Raw genomic sequence first — 16631 nt, 5'->3', positions numbered from 1 at the left:
TGGCATTTCGGACACGGGAAGGCCGATTTGCCGGCAGGCGGGCCGGCCATGGGGACACGAGCGCGGACCGGGAGTTGGCCGCCAGAGCTGGAACTCTCGCCGAAGCGCAACGTTTCTTCTTCTGGCAGCAAAGGAGGAACCGATATGCCTGCAAAATCACAAGCCCAGCAAAAGGCCGCCGGCGCCGCGCTTTCGGCCAAACGCGGCGAAACCAAGAAAGGCGAACTCATAGGCGCTGCACGCGAAATGTATGAATCGATGAGCGAAAAGCAGCTTGAGGAATTCGCCGAGACCAAGCGCAAGGGGCTGCCCGAGAAGAAATCGGCGGACTGAGGCCCGGATACTGTGCCGTCAAAAACAAGAGCCCGCGGCCAAGACCGCGGGCTTTTCACTTCAGGTCGAAGCCGAAACTACCAGCGCCACCAGCAGCGCTTCACCTTGTAGCGGATGACCTTCTTGTGGCCGTGCCGCCAGACGACCTTCTTCTTCACCACGATCCGGCAGACCTGATAATGTCTGTGACCGTGCCAATGCCTGGCCATCGCCGGCTCGGGGACGGCAATCGACATCGATCCTGCCAGGACGGCTGCACTTACCAACGAAAGGAAGAATTTTTTCATACGACTTTTGGCTCCTCTAGCTCCAGTCCCTTCCTAATGCCGTTGGCAACGACACCGCCGCATCCGGCACCGCACTTAACACCAGAAAAGCTATAGGGTTGCCGCAGCCGCCGCCAGCAGCGAGCTTGACACCGGTTAAATCTCCGTTTAACGAGCCCACCAACACCGGGCCGCAATGCCCGGTGGTTTCTTTTGCATGGCAAGCCCCGGGAAATCAGGTTTATCGTTTCCTTGGTCTTGTCTAGACTGACGTGTCCCGTGGGTTTTCCATCGCATTGCGTGGAAGACCCTGTCAGGTCTCGAAAACGGAGGCCAGAGGAGGGCGCGTTTCCTTCACCCGGACCATGAGGTTCCGGGTGGTTTGTTTTGAAAGGGAATGCGATGAGCAAGCGCGAATCCGCGAAGTACAAGATCGACCGCCGTCTCGGCGAAAACATCTGGGGCCGCCCGAAGTCCCCGGTCAACAAGCGTGAATACGGCCCCGGCCAGCACGGCCAGCGCCGCAAGGGCAAGCTTTCCGACTTCGGCCTGCAGCTGCGCGCCAAGCAGAAGCTGAAGGGTCACTATGGCGACGTCTCGGAAAAGCAGTTCCGCAAGGTCTATGAAGAGGCTGACCGCCGCAAGGGCGACACCTCGGAGAACCTGATCGGCCTGCTCGAGTCGCGTCTGGATGCGGTCGTCTACCGCGCCAAGTTCGTGCCGACCATCTTCGCCGCCCGCCAGTTCGTCAACCACGGCCACGTCAACGTCAACGGCAAGCGCGTCAACATCGGCTCGTACCGCTGCAAGCCGGGCGACGTCGTCGAAGTGCGCGAAAAGTCGAAGCAGCTGGTCATCGTTCTGGAATCGGTCGGCCTCGCCGAGCGCGACGTGCCGGACTACATCGAAGCCGATCACAACAAGATGGTCGCAACCTTCTCGCGCATCCCCGGCCTGGCCGACGTTCCGTTCGCCGTGCAGATGGAACCGAACCTGGTCGTCGAATTCTATTCGCGCTGATCGGCCTCACTGCCGCAGATACCGAAGGCCGCCTTTCGAGGCGGCCTTTTTCTTTGTGCATCGCGCTTTGCGAAGCATCGACCAAAAACCGATTTCGATTTTCGAGCCAATGCGCTAATCCGGGCGCAACAGGGATTTGGGCCGACGCGCCATGAACATGTTGCCAAACGCCGATCTGCTTGAACCGGTTGCCGATGCCGAAGGCGGTTTCCATCCGCTGTTCGCCGACGTGCCGTCCTCGGTCGAATTCAACAAACTGCGCAAGCGGCTGTTGCGGCTGACCCGCCAGGCGATCGAGGATTTCGCCATGGTCAGGCCCGGCGACCGCTGGCTGGTGGCGCTGTCCGGCGGCAAGGATTCCTACGGCCTGCTCGCCATGCTGCTCGATCTCAAATGGCGCGGGCTTTTGCCGGTCGACCTTCTGGCCTGCAATCTCGACCAAGGCCAGCCGAATTTCCCAAAGCACATCTTGCCGGATTATCTCGACGCGCACGGCATTGCCCATCGTATCGAGTACCAGGACACTTATTCGGTGGTCACCGACAAGCTGCCCCAGGGCAGCACCTATTGTTCGCTGTGCTCGCGGCTCAGGCGCGGCCATCTCTACCGCATCGCGCGCGAAGAGGGCTGTTCGGCGCTGGTGCTCGGCCACCATCGTGAGGACATCCTCGAAACCTTCTTCATGAACCTGTTCCATGGCGGCCGTCTCGCCGCCATGCCGCCAAAGCTGCTCAACGACGACGGCGACGTCATGGTGCTGAGGCCGCTGAGCTACTGCGCCGAGGCGGATCTGGAGAAATTCGCCGCCGCGATGAAATTCCCAATCATTCCCTGCGATCTCTGCGGCAGCCAGGAAGGCCTGCAGCGCAACGCCACCAAAGCGATGCTGGACGATATGGAAAAGCGCATGCCGGGCCGCAAGGATACGATGTTGCGCGCGCTGTCCAACACCAGGCCTTCGCATCTGCTCGACAGAAAACTGTTCGATTTCGCCGCCCTCAACGGCAGCCTCACCGCAGGACAAGACATTTCCGATGACATTTGACGACCGTGCGATCGACTGGCTGGCCGAGCTTCTCGCCGATGCAGCCAAAGCCGAAATCATGCCGCGCTTTCGCCGGCTGGGCGAGGGCGATGTCCGCCAGAAGACTTCGGCCGCCGATCTGGTGACCGAGGCCGACGTCAACGCCGAGCGGCTGATCACGGCAAAGCTGCGGGAGCGTTATCCCACGGCGATGATCGTCGGCGAGGAAGCCTGTTCCGACAATCCGGCGCTCCTCCAGGGGCTCGGCGATGCCGATCTCGCCTTCGTCGTCGACCCGGTCGACGGCACGTTCAACTTCGCCTCCGGCGTGCCGCTGTTCGGCGTCATGCTAAGCGTCGTGGTCAAGGGCGAGACCGTGGCCGGCATCATCCATGATCCCGTGGGCAAGGACTGGCTGATCGGCGCCAAGGGCGCCGGCAGCCACATCCGCCATGCGCATGGCACGTTGGAGAAAGTGCATGTCGCCGACGCCGTGCCGGTGTCGCAAATGACCGGTTCGGTTTCCTGGCAATATCTGGCCGAGCCGCAACGCTCGCTGCTGGCGCGCAACCAGACCAAGACGCTGTCGCAGTTCGGCTATCGCTGCGCGGCGCATGAATACCGGCTGCTGGCCAGCGGCCATGCGCATTTCGTCGTCTACAACAAGCTGATGCCGTGGGACCATCTGGTCGGCGTGCTGATCCATGCCGAGGCCGGTGGCTATACCGCGCGCATCGACGGCAGCGCCTATTTGCCGTCGCATGTCGAGGGTGGCATCCTCGTCGCGCCCGACAGGGAAAGCTGGCAGGAATTGCGCCGCGAACTCTGGGCGGAGTAGGATCAATTCCTGCTCTGGCGTTCAAGCCGCCAGGCTTGCGGCCTCCAGACCAAAATCAATGCAGGTCGGTGACGTGCCCTGAAATGGGTGGGTTGTGCGGCTGGAACATCTTGCCGCGCTCGGCGATGAGGATCATCAGCAGGGCCGCGACCGAGACGCTGCAGAAGCCGGCCGCCAGCGGCGTCACCGTGCCGTTGAAGGCCTGGCCGATCAGCGTGCCGAGAATGCCGCCGAGAAACGTCTGCATGAAACCCAGGATCGACGACGCGGTGCCGGCCAGTTGCCCGAGTGGCTCCATCGCAAGCGCGTTGAAATTGGCGCCCAACGCGCCGAACGGGATCATCGCGCTGGCGAAGAAGGTGATGAACAGCCAGAGCGGCATGTTCATCTCCAGCGAAACGGTGAGCCAGGCAAGGCTGATCACCAGGAACAGCAGCAGCGCGCTCTGCGAGAGACGGCGCATGCCAATGCGGCCGACCAGGCGCGAGTTGAGGTAATTCGAAAAAGCAAGAATGCCGGCGACACCGGCGAAGATGACCGGAAACATCTCGCCGACATGAAAAATGTCGACATAGATCTGCTGCGCCGAGGCAATGAAGCCGAACATGGCGGCGAAAATGAAGGTGCTGGCGAAGGCGTAGCAAAGCGCCATGCGGTTGGTGAGCACGATGCGGAAACCGCCGAGGACGGATGATACTGTCAACGGCCGGCGATATTCCGGATGCAGCGTTTCCGGCAGCCGCAGCAGCGACCACGCCGATACGACCAGCGCTCCGACCGCCATGGTGACGAAGATCCAGTGCCAGCTCGCGAACAGCATGATGAACTGGCCGATCCCCGGAGCAATCACCGGGATGGCCATGAACACCATGAAGATCAGCGACATCACCTCGGCCATGCGCCGGCCGTCGAACGTGTCGCGCACGATCGACACCGCGATGACGCGCGTAGCCGCAGCACCGATGCCTTGCACAAGCCGGCACAGCAGCAGGATGGCAAATGACGGGGCGATGGCGGCAGCCGCCGCCGCCACGACGTAGATCGCCAGCCCGACGACCAGCGGCGCGCGGCGCCCGAACCGGTCCGAGATCGGCCCGAAGAAAAGCTGTCCGCCGCCGAAGCCCAAGATGTAGGCGGTGATCACATATTGGCGGTGGTTTTCATTTTCGACGCCGAGCGTGGCGCCGATCTGCTGCAGCGCCGGCAGCATGATGTCGATGGCCAGCGAGTTCAACGCCATCAGCGCCGCGCACAGCGCGATGAATTCCCAGCGCGGAATAGGCAAGTTGTTTGCCTGTTGCGGCGCTTGTGACTGCTGGTCCACGGCAAGTCCGATCTTTAAAACGAATATGCGCCGGCATGCCGGCGCATCGATTCGTCCTCACCCCGATAGGGGGAGGTAACATTTTGCCGGGGCGGGGCTGCCCCGGTCTCAAACCAGAATCAGGCGCCCCAGAATCAGGCGGGAGCTTTGACGCTGACGCCCTTTTCGACGAGGAACGTCTGCAGTTCGCCCGCCTGGAACATTTCGCGGATGATGTCGCAGCCGCCGACGAATTCGCCCTTGACGTAGAGCTGCGGGATCGTCGGCCAGTTCGAATATTCCTTGATGCCCTGGCGCAGTTCGGCCGAGGTCAGCACGTCGACGCCCTTATAGTCGGCGCCGATGTAATCGAGAATCTGCACCACCTGGCCGGAAAACCCGCACTGCGGAAAACCGGGCGTGCCCTTCATGAAAAGGACAACGTCGTTGCCCTTCACTTCGCTGTCGATGTAGTCGTTGATGCCGCTCATGGAATATCCTTTCACGCCTGTGGGAGTCAGGCTCGAAGCATAGCCATCAAATAAACCCATAGATGGGCCGAAACAAGATGTTTGCGCCGCTGCCGCGGAAATGGCGCAAAGGATCGCCTGTCTTGGGCCAAGCATCCCGCCCGATTGCAGCCTCCGGAAGATGATGAAAAAACGACATGGCGCCGCCCTTCTGATCGCCATCCTGGTGGCGGCGACAGCCATTATCTGGTGGCCGAGACGCCCGGAGCCGCGGCCACCGCTGGTTGTCGGCGGCGAATTGCCCGCACCCTGTCGGAATGTCGCTTTCGAGGCCGTGACCTATGTCGCCTGCGAGATCGATCTTCGAGCCGACAGCATCGGAGTTTTCCATGCCGGTGCCGACGGCAAGCCCTTCGGCTCGCTGGAGGCCTTTGACAAGGCGGTTGCCGGCGAGGGCAGGCCGGTGCTGCTCGCCATGAATGGCGGCATGTACCATGAGGATTTGTCGCCGGTCGGCCTCTTGGTCGAAGACGGCGTTGAAAAGTCGCCGCTCAACCTTGCCGATGCTGACGGCAATTTCTTCCTGAAGCCGAACGGCATCTTTCTGGTTGGCAAGGACGGCAAGGCCGCGGTCATGGAAAGCAGCGCCTATGCCGCGGCCAGGCCTGACGTCGCTTTCGCCACGCAGTCCGGCCCGATGCTGGTGATCGACGGCCAGATTCACCCACGCTTCGAGCCGAATGGCACATCTCGCTACATCAGGAACGGCGTCGGCGTGCGCGACGAAAACACCGTGGTGCTGGCTGTTTCGCGCTCGGAAGTGAGTCTCGGCAGCTTCGCGCGGCTGTTTCGCGACGCGCTTGGCTGCCGCAACGCGCTGTTCCTCGACGGCGCGGTCTCGGCATTGTCGGATGGAAAGAGAATGGTCGTCGGCGGTAAGTATCCGGCCGGGCCGATCATTTCAGTGTCGGCGAAGCCGATCACGTCCGTTTCGGCCAGGCAGCCGCTGACGCAGTAGCCGAGCCTGGCTTCAGTCCGGCACGCTGGTCTGCAGGGCCAGCGCGTGCAGCACGCCGCCCATATTGCCCTTCAGCGCGTCATAGACCATCTGGTGCTGCTGGACGCGGCTCTTTCCCCGGAAGCTCTCGGCCACCACTTCGGCCGCATAGTGATCACCGTCGCCGGCGAGGTCGCGGATCGTCACCTTGGCGTCCGGAATGCCGTCCTTGATCAGTTTTTCGATGTCGTGGGCATCCATTGCCATGGCAAAATCCTGTTCTGGGCGGCGGCTAGGCAGCTTGTGCGATGTGACTCGGGCGTAAGCCTAAAGCCTTTCCGGCTCGGATTGAAGCCGTCCTGTCCATCAACGCAGGACCTACGGGCCATCCTGCCGCGGGTGGACCACACCATCCTCGGTGATGTCGTCGCGGGTCGAGAACCCCCGGCCAAGCCTGAAGGTCAGGACATAGAGCGGAATGTTGATCGCCAGGCTGACGATGGGGAGATAGCTGGTCATTTGCCAGAGCGGCGAGAAGAATGGCTGGCCGTAGCCGTCGCAGGCCAGCGACGAGCCATATTCCCACAGCGCCCCTATGACCACTGCGACAATAAAAAGCTTGATGCAGGTGACGACATGTCTTGCTCGCGCCGGGTCCGGCAAAAGCCGGATCCAAAGCACCAGGCAGATGATCGGAACCGCATAAAGGAGGTTTTGCAGGACCAGCATCGGAAGCGCGCCGTTGGCCGCCTCAAGGAACTGCTCGCGCCTTTCCAGCAGCGGACAGACCTCGCTTGAGGTCGTCGACAGCAGGAAAAAGACGAACGGGCCGAGGAACCAGAAGAAGAACAGCGACGGCCAGAAGACGACAGCGATCAGCGTCCGGGCAGCCAGTCTGCTCAACTGGCCTTGTCCATGAAGCGCGGGAACCAGCCTTCATGGGCGGCGGTCAATTCGCTGACCGGGATCGCCCTGGCATCGCCAAGTTTCAGCTCGCGCCCGCCGGTCGAGCCGATCCATGGCGCAAAAATGCCGAGCTTGCTCTGCTCCTCGCGAATGGCGTCCCATTCCTTGCTCTGCGGATCGACCGACAGCGTCAGGAGGTAGCGGCCCTGGTCTTCTCCGAACCAGACCGGGATCGGATCGGTGCCGGCAAGGCCGGGAATTGTAGCGCCGATACCGGATGCCATCGCCATTTCGGCCAGCGCCACGGCAAGGCCGCCATCGGAAAGGTCATGCGCCGCGGTCACCACGCCCGACGCGATCAGCGCACGCACATGGTCGCCGACGCGCTTTTCATGCGCGAGATCGACGGGTGGTGGCGGCCCGTCGGTACGGCCATGAATGTCTCTGAAATAGGCGGACTGGCCGAGATGGCTGCCCCATGTCGCCGGCGCGCCGACCAGCACGATCATCTGGCCCTCGGCGGCAAAGCCGATGCGCGTCATCTTCGACCAGTCGGCGATCAGCCCGACGCCGCCTATGGTCGGTGTCGGCAGGATACCCTGGCCGTTGGTCTCGTTGTAGAGCGAGACATTGCCCGACACGATCGGGAAGCCGAGCGCCCGGCAGGCATCGCCAATGCCTTTCACCGCGCCGACCAGCTGACCCATGATCTCGGGCCGCTCCGGATTGCCGAAATTGAGGTTGTCGGTCGCCGCCAGCGGCAGCGCGCCGGTGGCGGTCAGATTGCGCCAGCACTCGGCCACCGCCTGCTTGCCGCCCTCATAGGGATCGGCCTCGCAATAGCGTGGTGTGACGTCGGAGGAGAAGGCGAGCGCCTTGGTCGCATGGCCCTCGACGCGTACCACGCCAGCGTCGCCGCCCGGCAGCTGCAGCGAATTGCCCTGGATCAGCGTGTCATACTGCTCCCATACCCAGCGGCGGGAGGACAGGTCCGGCCCGCCGAGCAGCTTCAGCAGCGCGTCGGCGACATCGGCCTTCGGCGCATCGCCGGCCGCCAATGCCGCCGGCTTCTTCGGCTCGACCCACGGGCGGTCATATTCCGGCGCCTTGTCGCCAAGGTCCTTGATCGGCAGATTGGCGACCTCGTCGCCCTGATGGATGACGCGAAAACGCAGATCATCGGTGGTCTTGCCGACGATGGCGAAGTCGAGGCCCCATTTGTGGAAAATCGCTTCGGCTTCCTTTTCCTTCTCGGGGCGCAGCACCATCAGCATGCGCTCCTGGCTTTCCGACAGCATCATCTCATAGGCGCTCATGCGCTCTTCGCGCACCGGCACCTGGTCGAGCTGAAGCTCGATGCCGAGATCGCCCTTGGCACCCATTTCGACCGCCGAACAGGTGAGGCCGGCCGCACCCATGTCCTGGATGGCGATGACCGCACCCGACGCCATCAGCTCGAGGCATGCTTCCAGCAGGCATTTTTCGGTGAAGGGATCGCCGACCTGCACGGTCGGGCGCTTCTCGTCGATCTTGTCGTCGAACTCGGCCGAGGCCATGGTGGCGCCGCCGACGCCATCGCGTCCGGTCTTGGCGCCGAGATAGACGACGGGCAGGCCGACGCCCTTGGCCTCCGACAGGAAGATCGCATCGGTCTTGGCAAGACCTGCGGCAAAGGCGTTGACCAGGATGTTGCCGTTGTAGCGAGCGTCGAAATTGACCTCGCCGCCAACGGTCGGGACGCCGAAGGCATTGCCGTAGCCGCCGACGCCGGAAACCACGCCGGAGACCAGATGTCGCGTCTTGGGATGGTCCGGCGCGCCGAAGCGCAGTGCGTTCATCGCCGCGATCGGCCGCGCGCCCATGGTGAAGACGTCGCGCAGAATGCCGCCGACGCCGGTCGCCGCACCCTGATAGGGCTCGATGTAGGAGGGGTGGTTGTGGCTCTCCATCTTGAAGACGACGCAGTCGCCGTCGCCGATATCGACCACGCCGGCATTCTCGCCGGGACCCTGGATGACCTGCGGCCCGGTGGTGGGCAGCGTGCGCAGCCACTTCTTCGAGGATTTATAGGAGCAGTGTTCGTTCCACATCGCCGAGAAGATGCCGAGTTCGGTAAAGCTCGGCTCGCGCCCGACCAGATCGAGGATGCGTTGGTATTCGTCGGGCTTCAGCCCGTGCGCGGCAATGAGTTCCGGAGTGATCGGCACGGAATTGGAAATGGTCATGGGCAGCGATTGGTATCCGTGGGAGAGGGGGATTTCTGAGTCCCCTCTTATCGCAAGCTTTGGCGTGATACACCCCATCCGCTGACGAAAAACGCCGGAAAGCCACAAGGCGAGGGGCAGTGGGACGTCATAGGGGAACGCTATGGCATCCCGGCCGTTAGGTCTCCAATCAATCAGGAGATCTGGATATGGCCACCAAGCAAGGCAAGAAAGACAATCGCCTCTCGGACAAGGAAGCTATGCATCTTGCCGAGATCACCGACGTTTCGCCGCAACAAGCCAAGGACCTGGCCGAGAAGCACGGCAAGGAAAAGGGCGCGAAGGAAGCCAAAAACTTCAAGGCAGAGGGCTGACCGAGGCCAGGGCCGCGAGCACCAGCTAAGCCTCAACGGGGTCAGGAAGACCTGTCGTAGCCGGCGCGGCCTTCCTCCAGCAGCCGCCGGATCACCGCGACGCCGCCGGCGATGTCCTCGCGCCGCCTTGGCTGCGATACCCCGAAACGAACGCCGTGGAAAACCTGCTCGGAGCGCCCGGCTTTGAACTCGTCCTCGTCGTCGAGGAGCACGCCATTTTCGAGGCATGCACTACGGAAGGTGCCGGACAGCCAGGGGTCGGGCAGAGTGAGCCAGACGAAGGGTACGCTGTCGTGTGACTTGAAGGCGAAGCCAGCCAAAGTCTCGCGCACGATGGCGATGCGGGCGGCGATTTCGGCGATGCTGCGCCGGCGGATATCGCCGGCTTGCCCGGACAGCACCAGCCGCGCATTCACCTCCGCCAGCAGGAACGGCATGCCGCCGGTCATCATTTTGTGGGCGACGCGGATGCGATGGCGATAGGCGGGCGGGCAGGAGAGCCAGCCGCCGCGGACGCCGGCGGCGACCGATTTCGACAGGCCGCCGGCAACGATGGTGCGCTCGGGCGCATATTCGGCGATGAGCGGCGTCGGATCCTCGGTCAGACCGCCATAGAGATCGTCCTCGATGAGGATGACATTGTACTCGCGCGCGACGCGCGCGATCGCCTCGCGGCGCGAAACCGACAGGATGGCCAGTGTCGGGTTCTGCACCGTCGGCATCAGGAAGATCATCTTCGGGTGCTTTTGCGCGCAGACGCGCTCAAAATCCTCGGGATCGAGACCTTCCTCATCCGATGCCACCAGTGCAACGCGCCGCCCGATCAGCCCGGCGCTGCGGGCGATCTGCGAATAGGTGAGGTGCTCGAAGGCGACATAGTCGCCGGGCGTGGTGAGCGCAGCGATCGCCGCCATGACGGCGGCATGGGTGCCGAGCGTGGGAACGACGGTCTCGGCCGCCGGGCGGAACGAATTGCGCGACAGCCAGCGCGCGCCGGCCTCGAACCAGCGCTCCGGGAAATCCCTGGTGTAGCTGGAAATCTCGTGCGGATGATCCTGCACCGTGCGCTGCAGCATGTCGGCGACAATGGCGCCCTGGCCGATGTCGGGCGCGGCCGTGCTGTCGAAGCGCAGCTTGCCGGGTGGTGCATCGACATAGCGCGTGCCTTGCACGGCGGGCTCGGCGAATTCGGGGCTCACCGCTTCCGATTGCTGGGCCAGAACATAGGTTCCGCGCCCGACCTCGCCGCTGACCAGACCGCGCTCGCGCAGCAACTGATAAGCCCGGCCGATCGTGCCGACCGTGGTGCCGATGTCATAGGCGAGATCGCGCTGCGGCGGCAATTTTGCTCCGGCGTCGATGATGCCCTTGTCGATGTCCGACTCGATGCTGTCGGCAAGGCGCTGATAGAGCGGGCCGGAACCGGTGGTGAGGTCAGGAAGCCAATTTGTCATGGTGACAATTTTGTATATTGCACCGAATTAGGAGTCAATACATATCAGCGCCGTACCGAAATGGGTACAATTTGCAACCTTGGCAGAAAGACAATGGATACATCAGAGACAATCCGCTGCGCGGGCATTGAACTGGTCGGGCCGCGCCCGTCGGGCCGGCGAGGCTTTGTCAGCCGCGTGGTCTATGTCGTCAGGTCGCTGGCGCGATGGATCGACGCGCTGATCGAGCGCCGTCGCGGCCGCTTGGCCCTGCTGGAAATGACCGACGAGCAGCTTAAAGATATCGGTGTGTCGCGTTCCGACGCCTACCGCGAAGGGATCCGGCGCTTCTGGGACTGACCCGGGACCGTTCCAGTCAGCGACGGGCGCCCGGTGCCCTGAGCCGTGAGACGCCCTTGTCGGCAAGCACGGCGAGGATGCACAGCACCAGAAAAACCCCGGTGACGGCCAGCGCCGCAAGCGCGACGCTGGCCGCGCCGTTTTTCGCAACGTCGAGGAACGGGTAGGGCACTTCGCCCGCGATCGGCGCCCGCGCCAGCGCATAGGCGAGATAGGCGATCGGATAGGTCATCCACCAGGAGATGTCGCTCCAGCGTGTCCTGCCGTCGGCGCCCGCCACCAGCCACCACAGCACGAACAGCACCGGCGTCACATAGTGCAGCAGCACGTCGCAGAATAGAAACAGGCCCTGCGGCTGCCAAAGCTGTGCCAGAACCGTGGCATAGACAATGAAGACCATCGCAATGGAAACCGCGACGCCTGCGCGCATCCGCGGTCCGGCAAAGGCGGGCAGCCAGGCATAGCCGCTGGGTGACAGCAGCGAGGTGTGGACCAGCACTGCGCCGATGTTGGTCAGGATGGTGAAGAAGCTGAACAGAAAGATGATCGAGCCGAGAAAACTGCGGCCAGCTTCCATCGACGCCGGGATGGTGATGCAGGCTTGCAGGACAAGCCCGCCCAGACCAATGACCAATCCCGCCATCTGCAGGAAGCGGCCCATGGCGTCAGGCGGCCGCGCTACAGGACGGATTGCCTGTCTGCCAGCGCGCAATGTCGGAGCCGATGCGAGCGCCGAGCGGATCGCCCATCAGCGGACCGAACACGTCGATGCGGCTGGAATTGCCGTGCGCCTGCACGACCAGCAACGGCTTGCCGCCATAATGCTTGGCAGGAACCAGCAGGAAGCGCGGCGTGCCGCTGAACGAGTTCAGCTCATTGGCCATCTGGTACGACTTGAAGGCGGGATCCTTGCTGGCAATCCAGCATTTGTGGGCCGATATCGCCACCTGTTCCATGGCGAGCAGCGAAGCGCTTTTGCCCACCGGCGCCGGCGCGCTCTTCGGGCTGGATTGGCAGGATGCCAACGCCAAGCCGGCGGCGATCAGGAGAGCCATCCGGGCAATCGTCAGTCTCATGGTCAGCCGCCCCCGCGCTTTGAAAGGAATTTCGAAAAAGGATATCAGGCGGCGATGCCGAGCGCGCCTTCGAACAACGCACGGCCATCGCTTCCGCCATGCGCGGCCTCGATCAGGTTTTCCGGATGCGGCATCAGGCCGAGCACATTGCCTTTTTCGCTGATGATACCGGCAATGTCATTGATCGAGCCATTGGGATTGGTGCCCTCGGCATAGCGAAACACCACCTGTCCTTCGCCTTCGAGGCGGGCAAGCGTGTCGGCATCGGCAAAATAGTTGCCGTCATGATGCGCCACCGGCGTGCGGATGATCTGGCCCGGCTGGTAGCGGCGGGTGAACATGGTGTTGGCGTTGGCGATCTCGAGCTTCACCTGCCGGCAGACGAATTTCAGCGAGGAATTGCGCATCAGCGCGCCGGGCAGCAGGCCGGCCTCGACCAGGATCTGGAAGCCGTTGCACACACCGATGACCATGACGCCCTTTGCCGCCTTTTCCGCCACCGCCCGCATGACAGGCATGCGCGCGGCAATGGCGCCGCAGCGCAGATAGTCGCCGAAGGAGAAGCCGCCGGGGATGGCGATCAGGTCGACATCGGGGATTTCGGTATCGGTCTGCCAGACGGTCGCCGGCGCCTGTCCCGAAATCTTGGTCAGCGCCGCGATCATGTCACGGTCGCGGTTGAGGCCGGGGAGAAGAACGACAGCGGATTTCATATCAGGCGATCTCCACCGCGTAGTTCTCAATCACCGTATTCGCCAGCAGCTTGTCGCACATCGCCTTGAGATCGGCCTCGGCCTTGGCCTTGTCGGTCTCCGAAAGCTCGAGATCGAACACCTTGCCTTGCCGCACCTGGCCGACGCCGCCGAACCCCAGTCCGGACAGGGCATGCTCTATCGCTTTTCCCTGCGGGTCTAACACGCCGTTCTTGAGGGTGACGGTGATGCGGGCCTTGATCATGCTGGACGGGTTCCTGTTCGAAGACTTAGCAATTCCAGGAAAAGTGTGAAGCAGTTTTCCGTCCGGAATTGCGTCAAAAAAGAAGATTTAGTGCGGCTTGCCTTTGATGCCTTCGGTCGAGGCGACCAGCACCGGGCCGGTCGGGCGCGGCGGCTCGTTCTCGTTCATGATGCCGAGGCGGCGGGCGACTTCCTGATAGGCTTCGACGAGGCCGCCCATATCGCGGCGGAAACGGTCCTTGTCGAGCTTGTCCTGCGTCGCCACGTCCCACAGCCGGCAAGAATCCGGCGAGATCTCGTCGGCAACGACGATACGCATCATGTCGCCCTCGAACAGGCGGCCGCATTCGATCTTGAAGTCGACGAGCTGGATGCCGACGCCCATGAACAGGCCGGAGAGAAAGTCGTTGACGCGGATGGCCAGCGCCATGACGTCGTCGATCTCCTGCGGGGAAGCCCAGCCGAAAGCGGTAATATGCTCTTCCGACACCATCGGGTCGTCGAGCGCATCGGCCTTGTAATAGAATTCGATGATCGAGCGCGGCAGAACGGTGCCTTCCTCGATGCCGAGGCGCTTGGACAGCGAACCGGCGGCGACATTGCGCACCACCACTTCGAGCGGAATGATCTCGACTTCCTTGATCAGCTGCTCGCGCATGTTGAGCCGGCGGATGAAGTGGGTCGGAATGCCCATGCGGTTCAGATGATTGAAGATGTACTCGGAAATGCGGTTGTTGAGCACACCCTTGCCGTCGATGACCTCATGTTTCTTCTTGTTGAACGCAGTGGCATCATCCTTGAAGAATTGGATCAGCGTGCCCGGTTCCGGTCCCTCATAGAGGATCTTGGCCTTGCCTTCATAAATGCGGCGGCGATTTTTCATCTGATTTTTTCTCTGGATTTGCGGGCAGGCGGCAAGCGACCAGTTCCTGTCCGTCTGCCTAAATTAGGGCGGCGACGGGTGGGGTTCAATGCCGGGTCTATCCCAATCACAGCGTTTGCTCAATCGGCAAATCCTTCTCGTTGGCCGCTTTCAGGAATGAAATGCCGCAGCGCAGCAAGTGATGTAGCATATTGACCGACCCGCGCCCTTTTGGTTTGTGCTGCGGCAACACACATATCCACCGCCAACGCGAATCGATTTCACCGGAGGGAAGCCATGAGCAGCATGAAAGACCGCGAAGAGGGTTTTGAGCGCAAATTCGCCTTCGACGAAGAACTTCGCTTCAAGGCCGCCGCACGCCGCAACAAGGCGCTTGGCCTGTGGGCCGCCGAAAAGCTGGGCAAGTCCGGCGCTGACGCCGACGCCTATGCCAAGGAAGTGGTTGTTTCCGACATCGAGGAAGCCGGCGATCACGACGTGTTCCGCAAGATCCGCAAGGATTTCGACGCCGCCGGCGTCGACCAGTCGGACCATCAGATCCGCCGCACCATGGACGAATTGATGGCGCAGGCGATCGAGCAGATCAAGAACACCTGATTCCAGCCACGTCTGGACCAATCGACCGCCCGGCCCAGCCGGGCGGTTTTTCTTTGCCTTTTCAGCCTTTTCCGGCTGAAACTGTGCGCGGGCCTGCTGAAGGGCCCGTGCCAACAAGGAAAAGCGCCGATGTCCCTGAAATCACGCCTGGCGGCGGATGAAACGCTGTTCACCGCCTGGTCCGGGGTTCCGGACGCTTTGACGGTCGAAATCATCGCCAAGCAGGGTTTTGACGCCGTCACGCTCGATATGCAGCATGGCGGGCACCATGAAGACTCGGTCTTGCGTGGTCTCGTGCCGGTGCTCGCCGCCAACAAGCCGGCGCTGGTGCGCATTCCGGTCGGGCGCTTCGACATGGCCAGCCGTGCGCTCGATTTCGGCGCCGAGGCAGTGATTGCGCCGATGGTGAATTCGGTGGCGGATGCAAAACTGTTTGCCGCCGCCATGAAATACCCGCCGCTCGGCGAGCGCTCCTGGGGGCCGACCTATGCCTTTCCGCGCCACGGCAAGGGCGACCATGCCGACTGGCTGCGCGACACCAATCAGCGCACCATGGCCTTCGCCATGGTCGAAACGCGCGCCGCGCTTGAGGCGCTGGACGGCATTCTCGATACGCCCGGCATCGACGGCATCTTCCTCGGTCCATCGGATTTCTCGATCGCCTGGTCGAACGGCGCCACTATCAACTCGACGCTGGAAAGCATGATGGAAACCGTCGCCTCCATCGCCGAGCGGACACGCAAGGCTGGCAAGCATGCCGCCATCTACGTCGTCGAGCCGGCGATAGCCGGCCGCGTCGTGGCAATGGGCTACCGGCTGCTGGCGATGGGCTCGGACCACGCGCTGATTTCACTCGGCGCAAAAACCCTGATCAAGAGCATGAACGATTCGATCAAGGGCTAAGGCGCGACGCCTTCCCCGTCAGGGCTTGAGGTCGGTCAGGAATTTGGCGAAGGTCATCGATCCCTCGGGCCACGGGCCGAAGCCGGCATCCTCATTGAGGTGACCGGTTTCACCGGCGTCGATGAACAGCGAGCCCCAGGCGCCGGCAATGTCCTCGGCAACCTCGAAGGCGCAGAACGGATCGTTGCGGCTGGCGATCACGATGGACGGGAAGGGCAGCGGCTCGCGCGAATAGGGGCCGAAGGTCATCAGGTGCCTCGGCCTTATCTCCGGATTGGCGACATCGGGCGGCGCGACTAAAAACGCGCCGGCGACCGGCTTCCTGAATTGCGGAATGGCCTGCACCGCGGCTGCCACGCCGAGCGAATGGGCAACAATCACCACCGGCCGCTCGGCTTCGTTGACGGCGTTCGCCACGCTCGCTGTCCAGTCCTCGCGCACCGGCTTCGACCATTCGGCCTGCTCGACCCGGCGCGCCGTCGACAGTTTGGTCTGCCAGCGTGTCTGCCAGTGTTCCGGGCCGGAATTGGTGTAGCCCGGCACGATCAAGATATCTGCGTCTTTGACTTTCATGCCGCTGAGATAGCGAGCAGCTCTGTCTCGTGCAACCATGTCGATGCACGCAATGTCATCACAATTGTGAACAACCTGTTCGATTCTTTCCGTCTTGTGTGAACGATCGGGATAG

General features: G+C 62.6%; 23 protein-coding genes. 9 read left to right on the top strand and 14 right to left on the bottom strand.

Annotated elements, in window-relative coordinates:
• Window positions 1-144: 144 nt before the first annotated feature.
• Entirely contained in the window at window positions 145-333 is a 189-nt protein-coding gene (locus AC1DXM_RS09245) for a DUF3008 family protein (protein WP_112561427.1), read from the top strand.
• Between the two features lie 77 nt (window positions 334-410).
• Here the strand turns inward: AC1DXM_RS09245 and AC1DXM_RS09240 are convergent, their stop codons facing one another.
• Window positions 411-620: a hypothetical protein gene (locus AC1DXM_RS09240; RefSeq protein WP_477232759.1), complete on the bottom strand. Its 210-nt coding sequence runs from the start codon at window positions 618-620 to the stop codon at window positions 411-413.
• Window positions 621-1001: 381 nt separating this feature from the next.
• Between AC1DXM_RS09240 and rpsD the strand changes: the two genes are divergently transcribed.
• The 3 genes from rpsD (at window position 1002) to AC1DXM_RS09225 (ending at window position 3481) form a co-directional block, all read left to right on the top strand.
• The gene (rpsD, locus tag AC1DXM_RS09235) at window positions 1002-1619 is read left to right on the top strand and encodes a 30S ribosomal protein S4 (RefSeq protein ID WP_013895883.1); all 618 of its coding nucleotides are present in this window, start codon (window positions 1002-1004) and stop codon (window positions 1617-1619) included.
• A gap of 151 nt (window positions 1620-1770) precedes the next feature.
• Window positions 1771-2664 (top strand): tRNA 2-thiocytidine(32) synthetase TtcA, encoded by an 894-nt coding sequence (ttcA, locus tag AC1DXM_RS09230; RefSeq protein WP_477232758.1) that lies wholly within the window; start codon window positions 1771-1773, stop codon window positions 2662-2664.
• Window positions 2654-3481, top strand: coding sequence for an inositol monophosphatase family protein (locus AC1DXM_RS09225; RefSeq protein ID WP_477232757.1), 828 nt, complete (start codon window positions 2654-2656; stop codon window positions 3479-3481). The genes ttcA and AC1DXM_RS09225 overlap by 11 nt, the downstream gene beginning before the upstream one ends.
• Before the next feature lie 55 nt (window positions 3482-3536).
• On the opposite strand, the gene AC1DXM_RS09220 is transcribed toward AC1DXM_RS09225, so the two are convergent.
• Complete coding sequence (locus AC1DXM_RS09220) at window positions 3537-4805, bottom strand: multidrug effflux MFS transporter (protein ID WP_477232756.1); 1269 nt, start codon at window positions 4803-4805, stop codon at window positions 3537-3539.
• A gap of 134 nt (window positions 4806-4939) precedes the next feature.
• Complete coding sequence (gene grxD, locus AC1DXM_RS09215; RefSeq protein WP_142868104.1) at window positions 4940-5275, bottom strand: Grx4 family monothiol glutaredoxin; 336 nt, start codon at window positions 5273-5275, stop codon at window positions 4940-4942.
• Between the two features lie 163 nt (window positions 5276-5438).
• Between grxD and AC1DXM_RS09210 the strand changes: the two genes are divergently transcribed.
• Entirely contained in the window at window positions 5439-6272 is an 834-nt protein-coding gene (locus AC1DXM_RS09210; protein ID WP_477232755.1) for a phosphodiester glycosidase family protein, read from the top strand.
• Between the two features lie 12 nt (window positions 6273-6284).
• Here AC1DXM_RS09210 and AC1DXM_RS09205 read toward each other — a convergent pair whose 3' ends face one another.
• The 3 genes from AC1DXM_RS09205 to purL form a co-directional block, all read right to left on the bottom strand.
• Window positions 6285-6518: a BolA/IbaG family iron-sulfur metabolism protein gene (locus AC1DXM_RS09205; protein ID WP_010909092.1), complete on the bottom strand. Its 234-nt coding sequence runs from the start codon at window positions 6516-6518 to the stop codon at window positions 6285-6287.
• 111 nt (window positions 6519-6629) lie between these two features.
• Window positions 6630-7154: a hypothetical protein gene (locus AC1DXM_RS09200; RefSeq protein ID WP_477232754.1), complete on the bottom strand. Its 525-nt coding sequence runs from the start codon at window positions 7152-7154 to the stop codon at window positions 6630-6632.
• Window positions 7151-9382, bottom strand: a complete 2232-nt coding sequence (gene purL, locus AC1DXM_RS09195; protein WP_477232753.1) for a phosphoribosylformylglycinamidine synthase subunit PurL — start codon at window positions 9380-9382, stop codon at window positions 7151-7153. Before purL ends, AC1DXM_RS09200 begins: the two co-directional genes overlap by 4 nt.
• A 188-nt stretch (window positions 9383-9570) precedes the next feature.
• On the opposite strand from purL, the gene AC1DXM_RS09190 reads away from it, so the two are divergent.
• A complete protein-coding gene (locus AC1DXM_RS09190) occupies window positions 9571-9735 on the top strand; it encodes a hypothetical protein (RefSeq protein WP_185970361.1) in 165 nt (54 codons plus the stop codon).
• A gap of 41 nt (window positions 9736-9776) precedes the next feature.
• On the opposite strand, the gene AC1DXM_RS09185 is transcribed toward AC1DXM_RS09190, so the two are convergent.
• Window positions 9777-11189 (bottom strand): aminotransferase-like domain-containing protein, encoded by a 1413-nt coding sequence (locus AC1DXM_RS09185; RefSeq protein WP_477232752.1) that lies wholly within the window; start codon window positions 11187-11189, stop codon window positions 9777-9779.
• A 93-nt stretch (window positions 11190-11282) separates the two neighbouring features.
• Between AC1DXM_RS09185 and AC1DXM_RS09180 the strand changes: the two genes are divergently transcribed.
• The gene (locus AC1DXM_RS09180; RefSeq protein WP_477232751.1) at window positions 11283-11528 is read left to right on the top strand and encodes a DUF1127 domain-containing protein; all 246 of its coding nucleotides are present in this window, start codon (window positions 11283-11285) and stop codon (window positions 11526-11528) included.
• 16 nt (window positions 11529-11544) lie between these two features.
• On the opposite strand, the gene AC1DXM_RS09175 is transcribed toward AC1DXM_RS09180, so the two are convergent.
• The 6 genes from AC1DXM_RS09175 to AC1DXM_RS09150 form a co-directional block, all read right to left on the bottom strand.
• Window positions 11545-12189, bottom strand: a complete 645-nt coding sequence (locus AC1DXM_RS09175) for a Pr6Pr family membrane protein (RefSeq protein WP_477232750.1) — start codon at window positions 12187-12189, stop codon at window positions 11545-11547.
• A 4-nt stretch (window positions 12190-12193) separates the two neighbouring features.
• Window positions 12194-12604 carry a hypothetical protein gene (locus AC1DXM_RS09170; RefSeq protein ID WP_477232749.1) on the bottom strand — a complete coding sequence of 137 codons (411 nt, stop codon included), beginning with the start codon at window positions 12602-12604 and terminating at the stop codon, window positions 12194-12196.
• 44 nt (window positions 12605-12648) lie between these two features.
• The gene (gene purQ, locus AC1DXM_RS09165; RefSeq protein WP_181057214.1) at window positions 12649-13317 is read right to left on the bottom strand and encodes a phosphoribosylformylglycinamidine synthase subunit PurQ; all 669 of its coding nucleotides are present in this window, start codon (window positions 13315-13317) and stop codon (window positions 12649-12651) included.
• Window position 13318: 1 nt separating this feature from the next.
• The gene (gene purS, locus AC1DXM_RS09160; protein WP_023669092.1) at window positions 13319-13561 is read right to left on the bottom strand and encodes a phosphoribosylformylglycinamidine synthase subunit PurS; all 243 of its coding nucleotides are present in this window, start codon (window positions 13559-13561) and stop codon (window positions 13319-13321) included.
• Window positions 13562-13648: 87 nt separating this feature from the next.
• On the bottom strand, window positions 13649-14443 hold the full coding sequence (purC, locus tag AC1DXM_RS09155) for a phosphoribosylaminoimidazolesuccinocarboxamide synthase (RefSeq protein ID WP_056594372.1): 795 nt from the start codon (window positions 14441-14443) through the stop codon (window positions 13649-13651).
• 106 nt (window positions 14444-14549) lie between these two features.
• Entirely contained in the window at window positions 14550-14672 is a 123-nt protein-coding gene (locus tag AC1DXM_RS09150; RefSeq protein WP_281401896.1) for a hypothetical protein, read from the bottom strand.
• A 47-nt stretch (window positions 14673-14719) separates the two neighbouring features.
• Here AC1DXM_RS09150 and AC1DXM_RS09145 point away from each other — a divergent pair, with 47 nt between their 5' ends.
• The gene (locus AC1DXM_RS09145; RefSeq protein ID WP_027028128.1) at window positions 14720-15040 is read left to right on the top strand and encodes a DUF1476 domain-containing protein; all 321 of its coding nucleotides are present in this window, start codon (window positions 14720-14722) and stop codon (window positions 15038-15040) included.
• Between the two features lie 129 nt (window positions 15041-15169).
• The gene (locus tag AC1DXM_RS09140; protein WP_477232748.1) at window positions 15170-15943 is read left to right on the top strand and encodes an HpcH/HpaI aldolase family protein; all 774 of its coding nucleotides are present in this window, start codon (window positions 15170-15172) and stop codon (window positions 15941-15943) included.
• 18 nt (window positions 15944-15961) lie between these two features.
• On the opposite strand, the gene AC1DXM_RS09135 is transcribed toward AC1DXM_RS09140, so the two are convergent.
• Complete coding sequence (locus AC1DXM_RS09135) at window positions 15962-16516, bottom strand: RBBP9/YdeN family alpha/beta hydrolase (RefSeq protein ID WP_477232747.1); 555 nt, start codon at window positions 16514-16516, stop codon at window positions 15962-15964.
• Window positions 16517-16631: the final 115 nt, after the last annotated feature.

The sequence above is a fragment of the Mesorhizobium sp. P3_A2 genome, from assembly GCF_056403115.1.
This window is presented reverse-complemented; position numbering and strand designations above follow the sequence as displayed.